13 protein-coding genes are annotated in these 20,752 nt (G+C 41.8%); 3 read left to right on the forward strand and 10 right to left on the reverse strand.

The window, feature by feature from the left end:
• Positions 1 to 22: 22 nt before the first annotated feature.
• The 9 genes from B3H30_RS13155 to B3H30_RS13195 form a co-directional block, all read right to left on the reverse strand.
• A complete protein-coding gene (locus B3H30_RS13155; protein WP_286774779.1) occupies positions 23 to 817 on the reverse strand; it encodes a GLPGLI family protein in 795 nt (264 codons plus the stop codon).
• Between the two features lie 70 nt (positions 818 to 887).
• Complete coding sequence (locus tag B3H30_RS13160; RefSeq protein ID WP_286774778.1) at positions 888 to 3,674, reverse strand: outer membrane beta-barrel protein; 2,787 nt, start codon at positions 3,672 to 3,674, stop codon at positions 888 to 890.
• A gap of 218 nt (positions 3,675 to 3,892) precedes the next feature.
• Positions 3,893 to 4,333 carry an RrF2 family transcriptional regulator gene (locus tag B3H30_RS13165; RefSeq protein ID WP_070565866.1) on the reverse strand — a complete coding sequence of 147 codons (441 nt, stop codon included), beginning with the start codon at positions 4,331 to 4,333 and terminating at the stop codon, positions 3,893 to 3,895.
• Positions 4,334 to 4,424: 91 nt separating this feature from the next.
• On the reverse strand, positions 4,425 to 6,068 hold the full coding sequence (pafA, locus tag B3H30_RS13170) for an alkaline phosphatase PafA (RefSeq protein ID WP_286774777.1): 1,644 nt from the start codon (positions 6,066 to 6,068) through the stop codon (positions 4,425 to 4,427).
• A 141-nt stretch (positions 6,069 to 6,209) separates the two neighbouring features.
• Positions 6,210 to 9,011, reverse strand: coding sequence for an excinuclease ABC subunit UvrA (gene uvrA / locus B3H30_RS13175; RefSeq protein ID WP_286774776.1), 2,802 nt, complete (start codon positions 9,009 to 9,011; stop codon positions 6,210 to 6,212).
• A 224-nt stretch (positions 9,012 to 9,235) separates the two neighbouring features.
• Entirely contained in the window at positions 9,236 to 11,041 is a 1,806-nt protein-coding gene (typA, locus tag B3H30_RS13180) for a translational GTPase TypA (RefSeq protein WP_286735554.1), read from the reverse strand.
• A gap of 78 nt (positions 11,042 to 11,119) precedes the next feature.
• On the reverse strand, positions 11,120 to 12,310 hold the full coding sequence (kbl, locus tag B3H30_RS13185; RefSeq protein ID WP_286834344.1) for a glycine C-acetyltransferase: 1,191 nt from the start codon (positions 12,308 to 12,310) through the stop codon (positions 11,120 to 11,122).
• 264 nt (positions 12,311 to 12,574) lie between these two features.
• Positions 12,575 to 13,822 (reverse strand): ABC transporter permease, encoded by a 1,248-nt coding sequence (locus B3H30_RS13190; protein ID WP_112375269.1) that lies wholly within the window; start codon positions 13,820 to 13,822, stop codon positions 12,575 to 12,577.
• A gap of 154 nt (positions 13,823 to 13,976) precedes the next feature.
• A complete protein-coding gene (locus tag B3H30_RS13195) occupies positions 13,977 to 14,402 on the reverse strand; it encodes a DUF2147 domain-containing protein (protein WP_070565860.1) in 426 nt (141 codons plus the stop codon).
• Between the two features lie 400 nt (positions 14,403 to 14,802).
• Here B3H30_RS13195 and B3H30_RS13200 point away from each other — a divergent pair, with 400 nt between their 5' ends.
• Positions 14,803 to 15,144, forward strand: coding sequence for a phage holin family protein (locus tag B3H30_RS13200; protein WP_046672635.1), 342 nt, complete (start codon positions 14,803 to 14,805; stop codon positions 15,142 to 15,144).
• Between the two features lie 213 nt (positions 15,145 to 15,357).
• On the forward strand, positions 15,358 to 17,274 hold the full coding sequence (locus tag B3H30_RS13205; RefSeq protein ID WP_286834346.1) for a heavy metal translocating P-type ATPase: 1,917 nt from the start codon (positions 15,358 to 15,360) through the stop codon (positions 17,272 to 17,274).
• Between the two features lie 83 nt (positions 17,275 to 17,357).
• Here the strand turns inward: B3H30_RS13205 and pgi are convergent, their stop codons facing one another.
• Positions 17,358 to 19,028: a glucose-6-phosphate isomerase gene (gene pgi / locus B3H30_RS13210; protein ID WP_286834348.1), complete on the reverse strand. Its 1,671-nt coding sequence runs from the start codon at positions 19,026 to 19,028 to the stop codon at positions 17,358 to 17,360.
• Between the two features lie 218 nt (positions 19,029 to 19,246).
• Here pgi and prfB point away from each other — a divergent pair.
• Positions 19,247 to 20,330 (forward strand): peptide chain release factor 2 gene (gene prfB / locus B3H30_RS13215; protein ID WP_112375267.1). Its coding sequence is split into 2 segments (ribosomal slippage): positions 19,247 to 19,306 and positions 19,308 to 20,330, totalling 1,083 coding nucleotides; the frame shifts between segments, so codons are not numbered across the junction.
• Positions 20,331 to 20,752: the final 422 nt, after the last annotated feature.

A 20,752-nucleotide genomic window follows, 5' to 3' on the forward strand; every position in this document is an offset into this window, starting at 1 on the left:
AAGAACGGTATAAGATTATCCCCTAAAAGAGTATACTCTGCAGTCGTTTTTTAAAGGCCTTCTCATCCATATAGTCATAGACGGTATCTTTCAGCTTCTTTATGATCTCTGTTCTGGATTCCGCAACAACTTTTTTCTTTTTGGTCAGCACATTGGAAAATGCTGTATTGGTAATCTCCACCTTTGTGGCAAACATATTGACATTCATACTTGGGATGGATATCCCCATCACTAAGCCTGGGAGTCCGTGTATAAGTTCAGGACCACCGGAGATGGGTATTTGCCCCGCAAAGAACGCAACCACATAGACCGAATCTTGAATAATTCCATTGGCTCTCCGACAATCATATCCGGCAATATTGCGGTATTCATCGGTATACTTCCATTTTACAGTAGGCAATGAATCTTTCAGCAAGAGCTGATCATCTCCAAAGGGGAGCAATTTTAAGAATTCCTGATTCTGGAAATTAATGTACGTTTTTGAATCCGGAAGAATAGAATTATAGTGAGTCACATGACGATAATTTGCGGGATAATCTTCCTGCACCGTTTCAAACAGGGTTTCATTATCGTAAAATTTCAGAATATGGTGGGTTACTACCTCTGCAGGCCCATTTTTCACGGCATTGTCGACCATCAGCTTATCCCAGGTATCTAAATCGGGCTTGCTGAGATAATTACGCTTTAAGAAATTCTGCACATGGAACTTCCGTTCATAGGTGACCGTTCCGCTGCTCGGAAAATAAGCATGTTGTGCATGGGCTGTACCCGCGCACAGCAATAATACCCAAACCATCAACTTGATATACTTACTCATTTGGCATCTCCTTTCATCTGTAAATAATTTAATTTTTCCATCGGCCAGATGGCTTTTTCTGTTAATTTAATCATGGACGGTTCATTGTTGTAAAATTGTAGATTACTTTTAGCATTCCATACCGACGTAATACGTCGTTGCTGGTCTGGATAAATGAAGTTCCATTCTGATAACGATACACTCCATTATTTTTATTCAAAATATCATTGACAAATACCTGTACCTCCAAGGACTTATCTTTCAATAATTTCTTGGAAACATAACCATTCATATTAATGATATTAATGGATTCAAGCGTTTTTGTAGCGGCCTGATAATTCTGGTTTGTCGACAGGGAAATTTTAAAGTCTTTTGGTAAATAATAGGTAATCTCCGAGAACGTCCTGAATTTAAAAGTCGTCCGGTTCAACTCAGGCTGCAAATAAGAATTCATTTGCTCCGCACCAGGGCTCATGGAGATGTAAAAATCCATTTTGTTTGCTTTATATCGGCTAAAACCAATACTTGGTGCTACACTCCATGTTTGATTTCTATTGAGCTTTGGCTCTTCATTGAAGGAGGATAAGTAGCTAAACTGGCTGTTATACTGCGCATTCATGCCAAGATTCATTTTTAATCCCCATTTTTTCTTCAATACAAAACTGTATCCACCACCACCATACATACGCCAATTGTCTTTATCAATATTGACGTAGGAAATTTGCTGTGTACCTTTATCTAGATCATAGCGCACGCTATTGTTGATACTTTTCTTTCCTTGATCTGCACTCACATAAAAATAGATACTCTGATCCTTTAACTGCTTGTAGTTATTGAAATTAACTGAATAGGAGTTATCAAAGCCCGCTTTCAGATCTGGATTATCCAAATACTCGACGAGTGGCTGGGAATTTTGTTTCAACGGCTCTATTTGTGTCAACGAAGGCTGACTCGTGCGGCCGCTGTAGCGGAAGCTTACATTTTTGCTTTTCGAGATTTTGTAGTTGATGGAAAGATTTGGAGCAACAGATGTCTGGTTCCGCTGCAGTATTGTATTCAGGTTGTTATAGGTTCTCTTGACCTGCTCAAAATCAACTCGATTGCTCAAATTTACTGTTAATGTATTCGACTTGTAATTCAAGGAGGCGTTGACACCATTTTTTAAACTGTTAAAATCAAAATCGTTGAGCAGGTTTTGGTCCAATACCGTATATTTTCCTGTAGCCGGATCTTTATCAAATGACTGATTGAGTGTTTCCGATTTATTTTGATTGAATGCATAGCCTATTGCAGCGGTCAGCCTTTTAGAAAGCGGCTCCGAATAGGTTACTGAAGCACCGTAGGTATTGTTCGCCAGCTTATCATTTTTATATTGATCGATCAAGGTTGTATCTCCGGAACTTTGGAAGAAGTTTTCCGAAAAATACTGTGTTTTGTTGCGATTTTGATCTGCATTCGCATTGACATTGAAAGTAATGGAACGGCGGTCCTTTTTGAAACGACGTGTAAGCATCGCATTTATATTAAATCGATCCTGATCGTTATTTAAATCTGTCCTGGATGAAGTCCGTGTAATCAATGTGCCATCCAATTTACGTTGATCTGCTTCGGAATTGGATAAATTGTCACGGCTAGATTTGGTAAAGCCCATGGTGACAGTAAGGTCAGCAAGCGAATCAAGCTTATAGTCATACCGTAGATTTGCAATATTTGCCTGTGTTTCAGTTTCAGATGTGGTCACATTGTTATCCACCTGCGCACGCTCAGGAAGGTTATTCTGTGCGTTGTATGTACTTGTATTGTTGACATTGATCTGATTCCGCTTGAAGTTGACATTGATCTTATGCTTATCATCTTTGGACTTATCCGAATAGCTTGCTCCCATGTTGACAGCCTTAGGTACGCCACCACCATAGTATTTACCGTCCCATCCCCCATCAGAACCATCACCACCAGAGGAAATCATAATGCCTCCGCCGTCCATCATCTGTACATTGCTGCTTCCGCCCACACCATATTTTTGGCTATCTTCAAATCCTAATCCGACCATTCCATCATTGGCCAGAATACCATAAGCAGCAATTTTCTGCGATCCCTTAAACTTATTGAGCATGACTTTTCCGCCATAATATTTATCTGTACCAGCTCCCGCGACTGCCTGGCCGAACATTCCTTTTTTCTTGTCTTCTTTGAGCTTAATATCAATTGTCTGCGTTCGTTCGCCATCATCTACTCCTGTACGTACGGCAAGATCCGATTTCTTCTCATAGACTTGTACCTTGCTAACCATATCTGACCGGATGTTTTTGGTGATCAACGTGGGGTCATCGCCAAAAAACTCTTCACCATCAAGCAATACCTTTTTTACTTCCTTGCCCTGAGCAATGATCTTGCCTGATCCATCCATCGTAATACCCGGCAAGACCTTCAATAGGTCCTCTACTTTAGCATCTTTCTCTACTTTAAAACTACCGGCATCGTATTCGATGGTGTCGCCTTTAATAACCACTGGAATTTTACCATTCACCTGAACCTCTTCCAAGAGCAAAGCCGCTTTAGACAGTTTTACCATACCAAGATCCATGTCTTGAGCATCGATACGAATATCTTTGACTAAATCTGCATATTGGGGATAGGAAACGACCATTTTATAGGTACCGGTATCGAGATTAGCGATTTGGAATGATCCATTTTCCTTTGTTCGACCAAATTTTACCAGAATCGAATCTTTTGGGTTAAGCAGCGCGACTGAAGCTTGATGTAGTTTTGCAAGATCTTTAACATCTACCACCGACCCGACCAGTTTATGCTGCGCATAAGAATGGGAACTCAGGACAGAAAGTAAAAGAAACAAAACTAGGGAATAGGTTAGTTTCATAAATTTTCGTTTATATATTGTCGACGTAAATATATACATGTTGCTACGGAAAATTCGTAAAATAATGTTAAATAATTATATAATTAATAAATTAAGCTTACACTCCTCAAACAAAACACGGTAATTCACTTTATACCAATAACTTTACCGCATAAAAAAAGAGGCGTAACTTATTTGTTACGCCTCCAATCTAAATAGAAAAATATATTTTATTTCCTTTAATCTACATTTAGGTTCAATTCTTTTTCCTTATTGATTAAATGGGCAATACTTGTATCATTTAAAATCTGCAACATGGCATTTCTCACCTCGACAAAAGTATCGCGTATGCCACAGGCATGCTCTTGTGTGCACTCTTCGCAGGAGCGGTAGAAGTTCAAGCTCACGCAGGGTAGCAAGGCTATGGGGCCATCAATTAGACGCATCACCTGCGATAAAAAAACATCTTCGGGAGCCTTATTGAGGCTATAACCACCTCCAGCACCTTTTTTGCTATAGAGAATTCCGGCATTTCGCATTTCAAGTAGAATTTGTTCCAAAAATTTTTTTGGAATATTCTCCTCCTGCGCAATCTTCAAGATTTGCATCGGCTCATTACCGTAATTACGACCAAGCACCATCAGTGCCTTTATTGCATATTTTGTCTTTTTGGACAGCATAATTTGTTACCCCCCTGTTGAATTGCAAATTTACGTTTTTTATTCAATAGAATAAAACCTTCATGATTTCACGCATGCAGCAACAGTTTCCTTATTGCCCCAATACCGCTGTGATCGGTTTGCCGATACTACCATTGGGCTCGGTAATGTGCAATAACGACGAAATTGTCGGTGCAATATCCACAATATGTACCTCCGTATTAGATACACCGGGTTTAATTCCCCAGCCCATAAAGACCAAAGGAATATGGGAATCATAGCCAGACCAGGTACCATGTGTTGTACCAGTCGAGCGCGGCGTACCGTCATACCATTGCGGTTCACAAACAATCTGAATTGCACCACTACGTTTAAAGTTGTAACCATTGATCATTTTTTCGCGAATAGGCGCCGGAATCATCAGACTTTCGCCTTTTTCCATATCAGCCACATATGCGACACCTTCTGTATGGCGAAGCTCACGAATGATAGTCTCTTTTATTTTATCGCGATCCAAATTCAACGAATCAATCAATTGATTGTTTAAATGTACCTGATAGTTCATCATGCTTTTCACTAGCTTCTCTTGTCCAAATTTCTCTTTAAGGGTTTTGTTAAGTCCTGTGATAATCTGACGGGAATAGAAATAACCGCCATTTCCTTTCATGTCCATAAAGAACCGAGAGTTATAAGAAGCCCCATGATCTGCAGTCAGGAAGAAGGTATAGTTTCCTTTACCCACGGTCTTGTCCAAATAGTTGAAGAAATCGGCAAGTTGTTTATCAAGCTGCAGGTAGATATCTTCAATCTCCACTGCTGTCAATGAATAGCGGTGTCCGACGTAATCTGTTGCTGAAAGGCTCACACAAAGGAAGTCGGTATTTTTAGTTGGGTTATTTCCCATCTGCTCATTTTTGATTGCTTCCATTGCCAGATCCAAGGTAAACTGATTTCCCATTGGTGTGGTTTTGATCAGCTCATAGCCTTCGTCTTTCATTAGCTTAGAAGTTGCGCGCGGCAAAGTCGGTTTTTCTTCGCCAGGGTATTTACCTTCGTAGATATTATCATCTGCAATACTGTTGGCAGCATAGGTGCTGATATCATACATGGGCTTCCAGTCGCCTTTCAGGTATTTTTCGGCCAATTTTCTCTTGTTGAAGTCTACCACCCATTTTGGCAGTTTATCCATGTAGAAATTAGAGGTGATCCAATCACCTGATTTTGCTTCGAACCAATACGCTGCATCAGCAAAATGCCCCGCAGGCAGAATACCACCACGGTCTTTAATCGCGATACCGATCACTTTGGATTTAAAGTTAGAAGCGAGTTTCAATTGATCCGTTACAGTCGACGCAAGCAAATTACGTGGGGACTGCTGCCCTTCCTTGGCGGTAGTCCCTACACCGACAACATTATCGTCCTGCGTACAGTACATATTCTTTCCCGTCTGTTCTTCGATCCAGTCATTGCCCGCAATACCATGTATGGAGGGAACGGATCCTGTATATACCGAACTGTGCCCAATGGCCGTGTTTGTCGGAATATAATTAATCAATGTATTTTCACAGGAAAATCCTTCTTTCAAAAGTCGTTTGAAACCATCATTTCCATATCGATCCGCAAAACGATATAAATAATCCCAACGCATTTGGTCCACCATCAGGCCGACAACCAATTTTGGTCTTTCCGGTTGCTGCGCCATGGACGAAAGCGCTGCTATTCCAAGGACGACACTTAAAAAAAATCTTTTAATCATAATCGTATTAAGTATTAAAATATTAGTTTTTTATTTCTTACAAAGTATCCCATCAGGCCTTAAAAAAAGGAACAATAAATCGTAACTTATTGGTAGCCCAAGTCTCCTGATATCGATTACTTCACTTCGCTAAAGTAGGGTTTAATCTTTTAAATGTGCTTTTAAAAATTGACCTGTATAAGAATCTTTACAATGGATAAGTTCTTCCGGAAGACCCGCAAAGACTAGCTTTCCGCCTTTATTTCCACCTTCTGGACCAATATCGATCACCCAATCTGCCGATTTGATCATATCCATATTGTGCTCGATCACCAATATACTGTTCCCTAGGGCAATCAGTGCATCGAATGATTTCAATAGCTTTTTAATATCCTGAAAGTGTAGGCCTGTCGTAGGTTCATCAAAGATAAATAGTGTTTTCTTGCTATTATTTCCCTTAATGAGGAAGGAGGCCAGTTTAATCCGCTGTGCTTCACCGCCAGACAAGGTACTCGAAGATTGTCCGAGCTTCACGTAGCCCAGCCCAACGTCCTGTAAAGGCTGTAACTTAGCCAATATCTTCGGCTGGTCTGCAAAAAATGTGATCGCTTCATCCACACTCAGCTCAAGCACATCCGCTACTGACTTATTTTTGTAATGTACATCAAGTACAAATTGCTTAAATCTTTTTCCTCCACAGGCTTCACATGGCAAAACGATATCGGCCATAAATTGCATTTCAATCTTCACCTCACCTTCGCCCTGACAAACATCACAACGTCCACCTTCCACATTAAATGAAAAGGCTGCCGGCTTCAATCCTGCCGCTTTGGCCGGCGCCTGGCTGGCATATAAAGCCCTGATCTCATCCCAGGCTTTCACGTAAGTCACCGGATTCGACCGTGAAGAGCGACCGATTGGATTTTGGTCCACCATTTCAATTTGTTCGACCTCTGTGATATCTCCTTCAATCGCATCATAAACACCTGTTTGTTCACCCGAATAATTACCGATCGATTTTTGCAAAGCCGGGTAAAGGATACGTTTGACCAAAGAAGTCTTTCCGGATCCCGAAACCCCGGTGACTACGGTGAACGTATTTAAGGGAAACTGAACGTCAATCCCCTTCAGATTATTCTCATGGGCGCCTTTAATGGTCACGCTATTGGTCCATGGACGGCGTTTTTGGGGTACCTCAATCTGGCTTTTGCCACTGAGGTATTGACCCGTAAGACTTTTTGTGTCTTTCAGAATCTGCTGATATGTACCCGCAAAGACCATCTCGCCGCCATTGATTCCCGCTTGCGGTCCGATATCGATCAGGTAATCGGCAGCTTCCATCATTTCCTGCTCATGCTCGACCACTACAACCGTATTGCCAACATCGCGGAGAGATTTCAGCACAGAAATCAGGCGCTGTGTATCACGTGGATGGAGCCCGATACTGGGTTCGTCCAACACATAGATAGAACCTACGAGCGAACTCCCTAATGAAGTAGCCAGGTTGATCCGCTGCGACTCACCGCCTGAAAGGGTATTCGACAGCCGGTTCAGCGTCAGATAACTTAATCCAACATCGCACAAAAATTGCAACCTGTTATTAATTTCAGCAAGAAGTCTTTTGGCAATGACCAACTCATTACCGACCAGCGGTAAAGTTTTAAAAAACGCCAAGGCTTCTTCAAGTGGCATCAATACGATATCGGTGATAGACTTGCCCCCTACTTTCACGTAGGTAGCATCTTTTCGCAATCGGGTACCGCGGCAATCCGGGCAATCTGTTTTCCCTCGGTAGCGCGATAACATCACACGGTATTGAATTTTATAGGTTTGGGCTTCAAGTTCTTCGAAGAACTGGGTAAGGCCTTCAAAATATTGATTTCCCGTCCACAGTAGCTCTTTCTGCGCTGCAGTCAGGTCCATGTATGCACGATGTATCGGGAAATCAAATTTCAGTGAACTTTTGACAAGTCTCTGTAGCCACTCGCCCATTTTCTCTCCTCGCCAAGGTGCAATCGCGCCATCGTAAACCGATCGGCTCTTGTCTGGAATAACAAGATCGGGATCAATACCAATGATCTTCCCGTAACCTTCACATCGGCGACAGGCACCATAAGGATTATTGAAACTGAAGAAATTTGGTGTAGGTTCTTCAAAGGTTATGCCATCAAGTTCAAATTTATGGGAGAAATGATGTCGCTTACCATTTTCCTCCATATAGAGCTCGCCTTTACCCTCAAAAAAACCTGTTTGGACCGAGTCAGAAAGTCGATTGACAGTATCATCGTCCTGTTCAATGCGAACCCGGTCGACGACAATAAGTACTTCACCATCCTGGAGGTCTTTGTTAGCGATGGACTTATCATCGATAATAGTTTCGATTTTCTGCATACTATCACCATAGAAGACACGCACAAAACCTTTCTGTAACAGGAGCGACAGTTCTTCCTTAAGTTTACGCCCATGGGAAGGAATAAGCGGAGCAAGAAGTGTCACCGTTGTCCCCTCTTCTAAATTCAACGCAAAATCCACCACTGAACTCACACTGTCTTTAGTCACCTCGCGGCCGGATATCGGAGAAATTGTCTTGCCGATCCGGGCATACAACAATTTCAGATAATCATAGATCTCAGTGGATGTCCCCACCGTCGAACGAGGGTTGGACGTAATGACGCGTTGTTCTATGGCAATCGCAGGAGCAATACCTTTGATGTAATCCACCTCCGGTTTATTCATCCGTCCCATAAATTGTCTTGCGTACGAAGAAAGACTCTCGACATAACGTCGTTGTCCTTCGGCGTAGAGCGTATCAAAAGCTAAGGATGATTTTCCTGAGCCCGACATTCCAGTGATAACAACTAATTTATTTTTTGGGATATCAACGTCAATATTCTTTAAGTTATTAACTCTTGCACCCTTTATCTGAATATATTCTTTTGGAGTGTGCTCCACCTGTTTACTCATAATAATCCTTATCTCACACAAAGTTACGTATTCTTGGCTGATTATATTCCTTTGAATTAAAAAGCTATTCGGTTTTCTGCCGGATGATACTTACTGTAACGGGGAGGAAAGAACAAAAAAACGTGATATCTCCCTAAGGCACTGCCAAGGGGAGGATTTAAATCATCAAAAAAAGCCCTCGAACAATGTTCGGGGGCTTTTCTTTTATCGCGTTTCGCTATTGACTATTGAAATTTCTTCGCGTTAACTTTACGCTCGTTTTCAGTCAAATAGATTTTACGTAGACGCATTGATTGTGGTGTCACCTCAATATACTCGTCAGCTTGAATATACTCCATACATTCTTCCAATGAGAATTTGATTGCTGGTGCAATACGTACGTTGTCGTCAGAACCAGAAGCACGCATATTTGTCAACTGTTTTCCTTTAGTAACGTTGATCGTTAAATCATTGTCACGGATGTGTTCACCTAGGATTTGTCCTTCATATACATCCACACCTGGATCTACGAAGAAACGACCACGGTCTTGTAACTTATCGATGGAGTATGCTGTTGTTGAACCTGTATCCAAAGAGATCAATACACCAGCCAAACGACCAGGAATTGTACCTTTCCAAGGCTCGTAACCTTTCAAACGGTGTGCCATAACAGCTTCACCAGCTGTTGCTGTCAACACGTTGTTACGTAAACCGATGATACCGCGAGAAGGGATAGAGAACTCAAGATGTTGCATATCTCCTCTAGCTTCCATAATCAACAACTCACCTTTACGTTGGGTCACCAACTCAATTACTTTTCCTGACACATCAGAAGGAACGTCAACAACAAGTTCTTCGATTGGCTCACATTTTTGACCATCAATTTCTTTGATGATAACTTGTGGCTGGCCTACTTGCAATTCATAACCTTCACGACGCATTGTTTCGATCAATACCGACAAGTGAAGGATACCACGTCCGTATACCAACCAAGCATCTGGAGACTCTGTAGGAACGACACGTAGTGCTAAGTTTTTCTCCAACTCTTTTTGTAAACGATCGTAGATGTTACGTGATGTTACCAATTTACCTTCTTTACCGAAGAAAGGAGAGTTATTGATGGTAAACAACATGTTCATTGTTGGTTCATCAATGCTGATAACTTCCAATTGCTCTGGATTTTCAAAATCTGCAATGGTATCACCGATATCGAAACCTTCGATACCTACTACGGCACAGATATCACCTGCATGTACTTCAGGCACTTTGATGCGGCCAAGGCCTTCAAATACCTGTAGTTCTTTTACACGTGATTTCACAACTTTTCCGTCGCGTTTCACCAAAGAAACAGGTTGGTTTTCTTTGATTGTACCACGAGCAACACGACCGATAGCGATACGTCCTACGAACGTCGAATAATCCAATGATGTTACCTGCATTTGCAAAGTACCTTCAGAGACTTCTGGTGCAGGGATATATTTGATGATGGCTTCCAACAAGTCGGTGAAGTCTTCAGTACGATTTTTCCAATCTGTAGACATCCATCCTTGTTTTGAAGAACCGTACAATACTGGGAAGTCCAATTGCTCTTCAGTAGCACCTAAGTTGAAGAATAGGTCAAAAACATGTTCGTATACTTCTTCGGGACGACAGTTTTCTTTATCGACTTTATTGACAACGACGATAGGTTTGATACCTAATCCCAAAGCTTTACCTGTAACGAAACGTGTTTGAGGCATTGGGCCTTCAAAAGCATCTACCAATAGCACTACTCCATCAGCCATCTTCAATACACGCTCTACTTCACCACCGAAATCGGCGTGACCTGGGGTATCGATGATGTTGATTTTAACACCTTTATATGTCACTGATACGTTCTTAGATACAATAGTGATCCCGCGTTCACGCTCTAAATCATTATTGTCTAGGATTAATTCACCAGCATTTTCATTTTCTCTGAATTGATTGGTAAAATATAAAATTTTGTCTACAAGCGTAGTTTTACCGTGGTCGACGTGAGCGATGATCGCAATGTTTCTAATGTTTTGCATTGAGCAAGAATATTTTTATAAAATTTTAGGGTGCAAAGATAAACATTTTGCACCATAAAATTTATAACTATGTGTATTTTATTTAATTACACCTAATTCTTTACCTACTTTGGTAAAGGCGGCGATTGCTTTATCCAGGTGAGCAACTTCGTGTCCTGCCGAAATCTGCACACGGATACGGGCTTTTCCCTGAGGTACAACGGGATAGTAAAAACCGATCACATAAATTCCCTCGTCCAACATATTGGCTGCGAACTCCTGCGCTAATTTCGCGTCATACAGCATCACAGGCACGATTGGATGGAAACCTGGCTTGATATCAAATCCAGCAGCCGTCATTTTTTCACGGAAGTAGATCGTATTGGATTCCAGTTTATCACGCAATGCAGTTGTCTCACTCAGCATGTCCAAGACCGCAACAGAAGCTCCTGCAATTGCGGGGGCTAGGGTGTTCGAAAATAAATAAGGACGTGAACGCTGACGTAACAAATCGATGATCTCTTTTTTACCAGAAGTAAAACCACCGGAAGCACCACCTAGCGCCTTACCCAACGTACCTGTAATGATATCTACACGATCAATTACATTGAAAAGCTCGTGCGTACCACGTCCAGTTGCACCGATAAATCCTGTACAATGCGATTCATCGATCATCACGAGCGCCTGGTATTTATCGGCTAGATCACAGATCTGGTCCAATGGAGCTACAGATCCATCCATCGAAAACGCTCCATCTGTAACAATGATTTTATGTCGAGCACCGGATGCAGCCTGCAATTGCGCTTCCAAATCAGCCATATCCGCATTTTTATAACGGAAGCGTTGTGCTTTACACAAACGAACACCGTCTATGATAGAAGCATGATTTAATTCGTCTGAAATGATGGCATCTTCGGCACCAAATAATGGCTCAAACACCCCACCGTTAGCGTCGAATGCCGCTGCATATAAAATAGTATCTTCTGTTCCGAGGAACGTAGAAATTTTTGCTTCTAACTCTTTATGCACATCTTGGGTACCACAGATAAAACGTACGGAAGACATTCCATAACCGTGTGTATCAATCGCTTTCTTAGCAGCTTCGATTACTTTTGGGTGCGAAGACAGACCCAAATAATTGTTCGCACAAAAATTGACAACTTCTTGTCCTGTACTCACTTTGATGTCTGCTCCTTGGGGAGTAACGATCACTCGCTCTTGTTTATACAATCCCGCTTCTTTGATTGCTTCCAATTCCTTTTCTAAAACTGGTTGTAATGTATTGTACATAATTCGATTTTATTTTTTTATACAATATTACAGTTTTTTCATTGGAATAAGTTGCTTTACCTTTCGAGAAAAGGGCTATTCACGGAGAATTCACCCCAAATCAATGATTTGGTAACATTAAACCGATTGCATAAAATTCCTTTTTTCAATCGCCCTACTTTTCCTCTTGCTTTGATAGCGAACAACAGGGAGACAACCGCGAGACATCTTCGGGCTGCAAGCAGGGTGAATGTAAAAATAGAGCGATAGGGGGGCCAATGTGAATTATTCGTAACGAAGCGCGTCGACGGGATCCAGTTTAGACGCTTTTGAGGCGGGGTAATAGCCCGATAGCATACCAACGAGTCCACATACCGCAAAACCTAAAATTATCGCTCCCCAAGGTATAATAAAGGATGTACCGAGCTGTAGCGCCAGGATATTACCGATCAGGATACCAATAAAGATTCCGGCCACACCTCCGATCATACAGATCACGATGGCTTCCATCAAAAATTGTTTCCGTATAACACTCGGTGTTGCACCGATCGCCTTGCGTATGCCGATCTCCCGGGTACGTTCAGTAACCGAGACTAGCATAATGTTCATCAATCCGATTGAAGCACCCACAAGGGTTATAAAAGCAATCACCACGGCTCCCAAAGTAACCATAGCCATATTTTGCATCAGCATCTGGGCAACCGCATCTGATTTGGTGATTTCAAAATCATTGGACTGCCGTGATGTCAATCCGCGGATATTCCGAAAGACGATGGTAGCTTCACCGATTGCGGCTTCCAATCGCATGGGATCATTGGAAGAAACAGTTATCACATAAGAGGGCTCGGTACCCTGCATCACTGCCCGGGCCTTGATCAGTGGAATAAAGCAGGCCCTATCCCCGCCCATCCCGGCAGAAGAACCTTTACTTTTTAAGACTCCTATCACCAAATAGCGGATATTGTTAACCGTAATAAACTGCCCTATTGGATCAATAATTTCGTTGAATAGCATTTTACTCACTTCACTACCGATGATAATCACGCCACTACCTGTTTCAACCTCCCGCGTAGAAAAATTACGGCCTTCGCTAACAACATACCCTGATGTCTGCAGATAATTTTCATCTGTCCCGATCAGGCCGATATTGGGGTTTGTTTTTTTGGATTGATATTTTGCGGTCGTATTCCAGCTTACATTAGCACTGATCGATGTCAGCGCATTAAAGTGAAAATCCTGTCTGAATCTTGCAGATTGTGCATAGGTAATATTAGCAAAGACTTTTGAGCGAGTTCCTTCATTACCGATCCGGACATTTAATCCCCTGTTGCGTATGTTGAAGGAATTTGATCCCATGGATGAAAAGGAATCTGTTAGCGAGTTTTTCATGGCATCGATCGAGGTCAATACTCCTATTAAAGCCATCATTCCTATGGCAATGATCAGTGCTGTTAAAAATGTCCGCAGCTTATTCCCTACAATGGACTGTAGTGCAAGCTTGACATTTTCAACATAAGACATTTTTACGGCCATAGAGCTGGTATTTATAATTTGTAGGGATGAAAATACTGTAATTCCAGCACAAAACCAAAAAGGCAATTTACTTCCAAGAAATAAATTGCCTTTTGGATGGAATCTGACCTATCCATGCAAGCGGATTATGTTGATTTTGTGGCCATTTTCTGCCTTAATTAATTCTTTTCCATGTCTCGGTGCGTCCAAGCAAGCTCACACCAACATAGCCCCTGATATCAAGCTTATCTCCTTTTAAGGTCATCTTGCAGCTATACGTTTTGCCCGATTTCGGATCGTAGATCTTGCCGTCAACATAGGTATTGCCATCTTTATCAAAATTGGTCAAGATTTCGAGTCCTTGCACATTTCTGCCCTGCAATGCTTTATCTGGGTTTTTTATATCTTTCTTGGGCTGACCGGCTTCATTATTTGGAAATTTCAGCCAATAGAGTTTTCCAAAAAACTTATCGCCTTTCTTGTAAATTTCAACACGACCTTCGCCGCTTGGGTTTTCCCACTTTCCGATAATGGGATCGGTCTGCGCAAATAATGCCACTGTAGTAAGCAGCATTATGAATGACATCATAATTTTCTTCATGGGTCTATTATTTTATGAACTTAATTCTTTCAATTTTCCCTACTATTGGTGATCCGATCGCTTGTTTAAACGATGTAAGTACGGCTTTCAATTCTTTTCCACCATCGGCAATCCTCATACATAACACGCATAATCGTTGATGACCATACGGCTATAGCATGCATAGCTTCTGAATAAATATACAAAATATTTACTATGCTTGCATATATTTTTTATTCCGGTATTGCTATTTATCAAACAGCTCCCGCTTACTAATACCAGTTAACGGTCCATCCATCCATCCATCCATCCATATACCTCAAAGATTTAAAAGCGATGATCTAAACAAAGTTTGGCATCGGGTTTGTACGACAAGTATTATATTATTACTTTATTTACTCGTTATAAATTAGCACATATTATGAAATTTATTATTAGTCTTTTACTTACTGGTCTGGTAGTCGCAATTGCTTGCTGGGTTGTTCCTGGTGCTGAAGTTGCTGGTTTCGGTTGGGCTATCGTTACGGGACTTGTCATTGGATTTGTCAACGCGACTGTGGGATCGATTTTAAGGTTATTTACTTTCCCATTGAATTGGCTTACCCTTGGTCTAGTTTCCTTTATTATTACCGTATTAATGGTCTTGTTGACCGATTCACTACTTGGTTCCAAATTTGATGTACATGGATTTTGGACCGCAGCGCTGTTTGCCATTGTCGTTGCCATATTGGAAATGATTATTGGCAGTATGTCAAAAGATTAAGAATACATTCATTACATAGCATAAGGGGCTGTCCAAAAAATTGGATAGCCCTTTTTCACATTCCTCCACTGATATAACCTATCAGTTGAAATATATTTTTTACCGGTCCGATTCCTTTAAAATAGTCGTCTTTATGGATGAGTTTATCCCCATTTCCCTCGCTTTTTACAGCAGAATTCGCTAAATTTAATTCTCATAAAGAACCGCTGATATATGTGCGAACACAACCACGAGCATAGCCATGCCACACCGGAGCACGGTCTTACAACAAAGGAACAGCCTTGGTGGATTACCCAGCGTAAGCTGGTCATGGCTCTCGTCATCTTACTTACTTTACTCCTATTGAAATATGCGTTTAAGATCAGCCTTCCCTTTGGCATCAGCTTGACCTTAAATAGCGTTGCCTACCTTCTCGCGGGAATCCCCGTTATTCAAATGGCATTTCGCAAGGCAAGCCGCGGTGATATTTTTAATGAATTTTTTTTAATGACCGTTGCAACCTTGGGTGCTTTCGCCATTGGAGAATTTGAAGAGGGTGTCGCGGTAATGGTATTCTACCAAATCGGAGAGTGGTTTCAGGATACTGCCGTCGATAACGCCAAGAAATCAATTAAATCGCTATTGGATATCCGTCCCGATAAAGTAACGGTGCTGCGCAACGGGCAACAGCAGCAGGTAAATCCAAAAACCGTCACAATCGGTGAAATTATCCTTGTAAAAGCAGGAGAAAAAGTGGCGCTGGATGGTAAATTGAAAACGGAGAAAGCTGCATTTAATACCGCAGCATTGACTGGAGAGAGTAAACCCGATACAAAATATAAGGACGAAGCTGTTTTTGCAGGCATGATTAATCTGGAAACGGTTGTTGAGATCGAGGTTTCCAGTACATTTGAGGATAGCAAATTGAGCAAAATTCTCGAAATGGTACAGGATGCTACCGCACGGAAGTCCAAAACACAATTGTTTATTGCCAGATTTGCCAAAATATATGTTCCTATTATTTTCGGCCTCGCGCTTTTGGTTCTTATTTTACCCCTGTTTTTTGTTCAGGACTATAGTTTTAAAGAATGGTTCTACCGGAGTTTGGTCTTCTTGGTGATCAGCTGTCCCTGTGCCCTGGTTGTTTCGATTCCCTTGGGGTATTTTGGTGGTATAGGTTTAGCCTCCCGAAATGGCATACTATTTAAGGGCGGGAACTTCCTCGATGCCATCACCGCTGTCGATACCATTGTCATGGATAAAACGGGGACACTTACAGCGGGTGTATTTGAAGTAACGGAAGTTTTTGCTGTCCATCGAGATCCAACGGAATTACTGAGTTACGCTAAGGCTGTCGAGGCACATTCAACACATCCCATCGCAAAGGCGATCGCAAGTTATCATCCCGGCAGGCCCGCATTGCAAGCTGAGAAAACCCAGGAAATAGCAGGCCACGGACTCCTCGCCACTGTTAATGGAAAACGTACACTCGCAGGCAACAGCAAGTTACTGGACAAATTCAATATAAGCTATCCTGCAGAGCTAAGGCAAGTGGCCTACTCCATTGTATTGCTTGCCATCGAAGATCAATATGCGGGTTATATCACTGTGGCGGATCGGATTAAGCCCGATGCCAAGGAAGTGATCCAAACCATGCGTGCTCAAGGTTTATATACCGTCATGCTATCTGGGGATAAAACAGCGGTAGTAAATGAAGTTGCCAAAGAACTTGGGCTAGACAAAGCTTATGGGGACCTCCTTCCGGAAGATAAGGTAAATCATGTACAACAACTGATCGATCAAGGTCGCCGTGTTGCCTTTGCAGGTGACGGCGTAAATGACGCACCTGTAGTAGCTTTGGCGCAGGTCGGCATTGCCATGGGTGGACTCGGAGCCGATGCAACCATCGAAACGGCTGATGTGGTGATCCAGAACGATGAACCCCACAAGATCCTGTCTGCCATCAAAATCGGTAAAATTACCCGAAGCATTGTCTGGCAGAACGTCATTCTCGCGATGGGGATCAAAATCATTGTCTTGGTTCTTGGTGCCGGTGGTGTTGCAACGCTCTGGGAAGCCGTTATCGCCGATGTTGGGGTAGCACTTTTGGCTATTTTAAATGCCATTCGAATCCAGCAGAAAAAAGTCTAACTAAAAGCGGGGCTGTCCAAAAGTTGAACAGCCCCGTTTCTTCTATTTCATCCCGGATCTAATTTAGATCACAGAGAGCAATTTTAATCCCGCCAAGCTTTGTACGCATTGATCAATCCATTTGTCGAAGAATCATGACTTGTAACCGGATTGGCGTCGCTTAATTCCGGGAGGATTTGATTGGCCAATTGTTTACCGAGCTCGACACCCCATTGATCAAAACTATAAATATTCCAGATCACACCCTGGACAAAAATCTTATGCTCATACAATGCGATAAGTCGTCCTAAAGTGCGTGGCGTCATTTTTTTGAACAGGATGGAATTCGTTGGGCGATTACCTTCAAAAACTTTATAGGCTTTCAGTGCTTCAATTTCCGGGTCCGACTTTCCGGCTTTCTTAAATTCAGCAACCACTTCGGCTTCCGTTTTGCCATTCATCAAAGCCTCAGTCTGCGCAAAAAAGTTAGACAACAGCAATTGGTGGTGGTTTCCGATCGGATTAAGACTATTGGCAGGTGCAATGAAATCACAAGGAATCAACTTGGTGCCCTGGTGAATCAACTGATAGAAGGCGTGCTGCCCGTTCGTACCAGGTTCACCCCAGATAATCGGTCCAGTCTGATAATCCACCTGTTGACCATTGCGATCAATATACTTACCGTTACTTTCCATATCCCCTTGTTGGAAATAAGCGGCAAAACGGTGTAGGTATTGATCGTAAGGAAGAATTGCGTGACTTTCCGCTTGGAAAAAATTATTGTACCATACACCAAGCAAAGCCAATATCACGGGAATATTGGATTCAAAGGAGGTTTCCTTAAAATGAACATCCGCTTCATAGGCACCTTTCAACAGTTCCTCGAAATTATCGAAGCCTATTGCCAAACTGATTGAAAGACCTATTGCAGACCACAGGGAATAACGTCCGCCCACCCAGTCCCAAAACTCAAACATATTCTGGGTATCTATTCCAAAGGCACGTACTGCTTCTGTATTGGTGCTCAATGCAGCAAAATGCTTAGCGATATCTTCCTGCAGGGCACCACTGGCCAGAAACCAATCTTTAGCGGTATGAGCATTGGCCATCGTTTCCTGTGTTGTGAAAGTTTTTGATGCAATCAAAAACAACGTTGTTTCAGGATCCACAGCTTTCAATGTTTCAGCAATGTGTGTACCGTCTACATTGGAAACAAAATGGACATTTAACCGCGTCTTATAAGCTTTTAATGCTTCTGTTACCATCACAGGGCCGAGATCTGAACCTCCAATACCGATATTAACTACATCGGTAATTTCTTTTCCTGTATATCCTTTCCACTGGCCAGATAGAATCTCTTCGGTGAAAGTTCTCATGTGTGCCAACACTCGTTTAACATCAGGCATGACGTCCTTTCCATCCACATATACGGGTTGGCCGGATTGGTTTCTCAAAGCGGTGTGTAACACCGGTCTGTTTTCGGTCACGTTGATCCGCTCGCCCGAGAACATAGCCGCTATCGCTTCTTCAAGACCACATTCTTTAGCCAGCTGTACCAAGAGCGCTTTTGTCTCTGCAGTAATCCGATTTTTGGAGTAATCCAAAAGTATATCTTCAAAAGCGATCGAGAACTTCTCAAAACGTGCGGGATCTGCGGCGAAAAGTGTGCGTAAATCATTTTTTTCGCTATTGTTAGATAGCCCTGATAAAGAACCAAAATGCTGTGCTAGATTCGTATAGGCCTCAGTCTTTGTAAAATTAATTTTTGGGAACATACTGTTTTTACTGAAATTAGTTGTTTTAAACATCAATAAGAGCCTTCTGTATTTCATTGTTACACATCGTGTAGATCCTTAAATGAAGGTTTATTCTGTTGACAATACCAAAACTAAAAAAAAAAGGTCAAATTATCTCTATTTGACCATCTATTAGGACGCGAAGTTATTAAGCTAGAAGCGCGAATTTATTAATTAAAATTTCTACTTTAGCGGATATGACAAAAGAACAAATTCAAGACTTGAGGGATCGTGTTACTTCCCTGAGGAGGCATCTTTGACATCGATGCACGCAAAGAAGAAATAGAAAGAGATCAAGCTATTACGCTTGAAGCAAGCTTTTGGGATGATTCCAAAGCTGCAGAAAAAATACTCTTGGCCATAAAAAACCAAAAGGTATGGACAGACCACTTCGACGAAGTTGCAGCGGCGGTTGAAGACGCCTATGTCATGTATGAGTTCTTCCAATCTGGCGACGCGAGTGAAAAGGAAGTGGACGATCAATATAGAGTAGCTTTAGAGAAAGTCGAGGAGCTCGAGTTCAAAAACATGCTCAGTGCCGAAGAAGATCAACTGGATGCAATCTTACAGATTACAGCTGGTGCCGGAGGAACTGAAAGCTGTGACTGGGCAGCCATGCTGATGCGGATGTATATTATGTGGGGCGAAAAAAATGGGTATCGAGTGACCGAACAAGATTCGCAGGAAGGTGATGTTGCAGGTATCAAGAGTGTAACGTTACAGATATCCGGAGATTTTGCTTATGGCTACCTGAAGGGCGAAAATGGTGTACACAGGCTCGTTCGGATTTCTCCCTTCGATTCCAATGCAAAACGCCATACCTCGTTTGCTTCTGTTTATGTCTATCCTTTGATTGATGATAATATTGAGATTGATGTTAAGGATTCAGAAATCGAATGGGATACTTTCCGCTCAGGTGGTGCAGGAGGTCAGAATGTCAATAAAGTGGAAACAGCTGTTCGATTACACCACAAACCTACTGGCATTATTATTAAAAATCAGGAATCCAGATCGCAATTACAAAACAAAGAAAATGCGATGCGCTTATTGAAATCACAGTTATATGAGATTGAAATGCGTAAACGCCAGGAAGCTACCGCTGCTATTGAAGGAAACAAAAAGAAAATCGAATGGGGATCCCAAATTCGAAATTATGTCCTCCATCCTTACAAGTTAATTAAAGATTTACGGACCAATTACGAAACCTCCAATACACAAGCTGTCCTGGACGGTGATCTAAATGATTTTCTAAAAAATTATCTAATGGAATTTGGTGGATAAAGACTATTCCGAAACTTGATGATATTGAAGACGTCCCCCTTTGGAGGCGTCTTTTTTTTGCGCTATCCTTTGTTTTTTTTATTTGGCTTAAGCTGAATTTCTTCAACCTGCACATTGCCCCCTTTCCTACACAGTTTGTCACAAAAACTGTCAATTTCTTTTAACAATCTGCATGCAAATGTTAAAAAACCTTAAAAGTCTATTGAATCGATCGTCGTTATCTTTTGGCATAATTCCGTTACAATAAAATCACAAAGCACTACAAATCAAAAGATTAATTACTTATTATTTGTATCAAGAACGTTACAATTAGAAGGGATTGCTTATTTTTGGCACGAAATAAAGGCATGTCTTTTGCGTTTATGGAATCGTAATATTTTCATTACAAAAGAAGCCGACAGCGGTATCTCTTTAAACACTGA

The organism is Sphingobacterium sp. UBA7038 (genome assembly GCF_002494055.1).
In the GTDB taxonomy this organism is placed as follows: Bacteria; Bacteroidota; Bacteroidia; order Sphingobacteriales; family Sphingobacteriaceae; genus Sphingobacterium; species Sphingobacterium multivorum.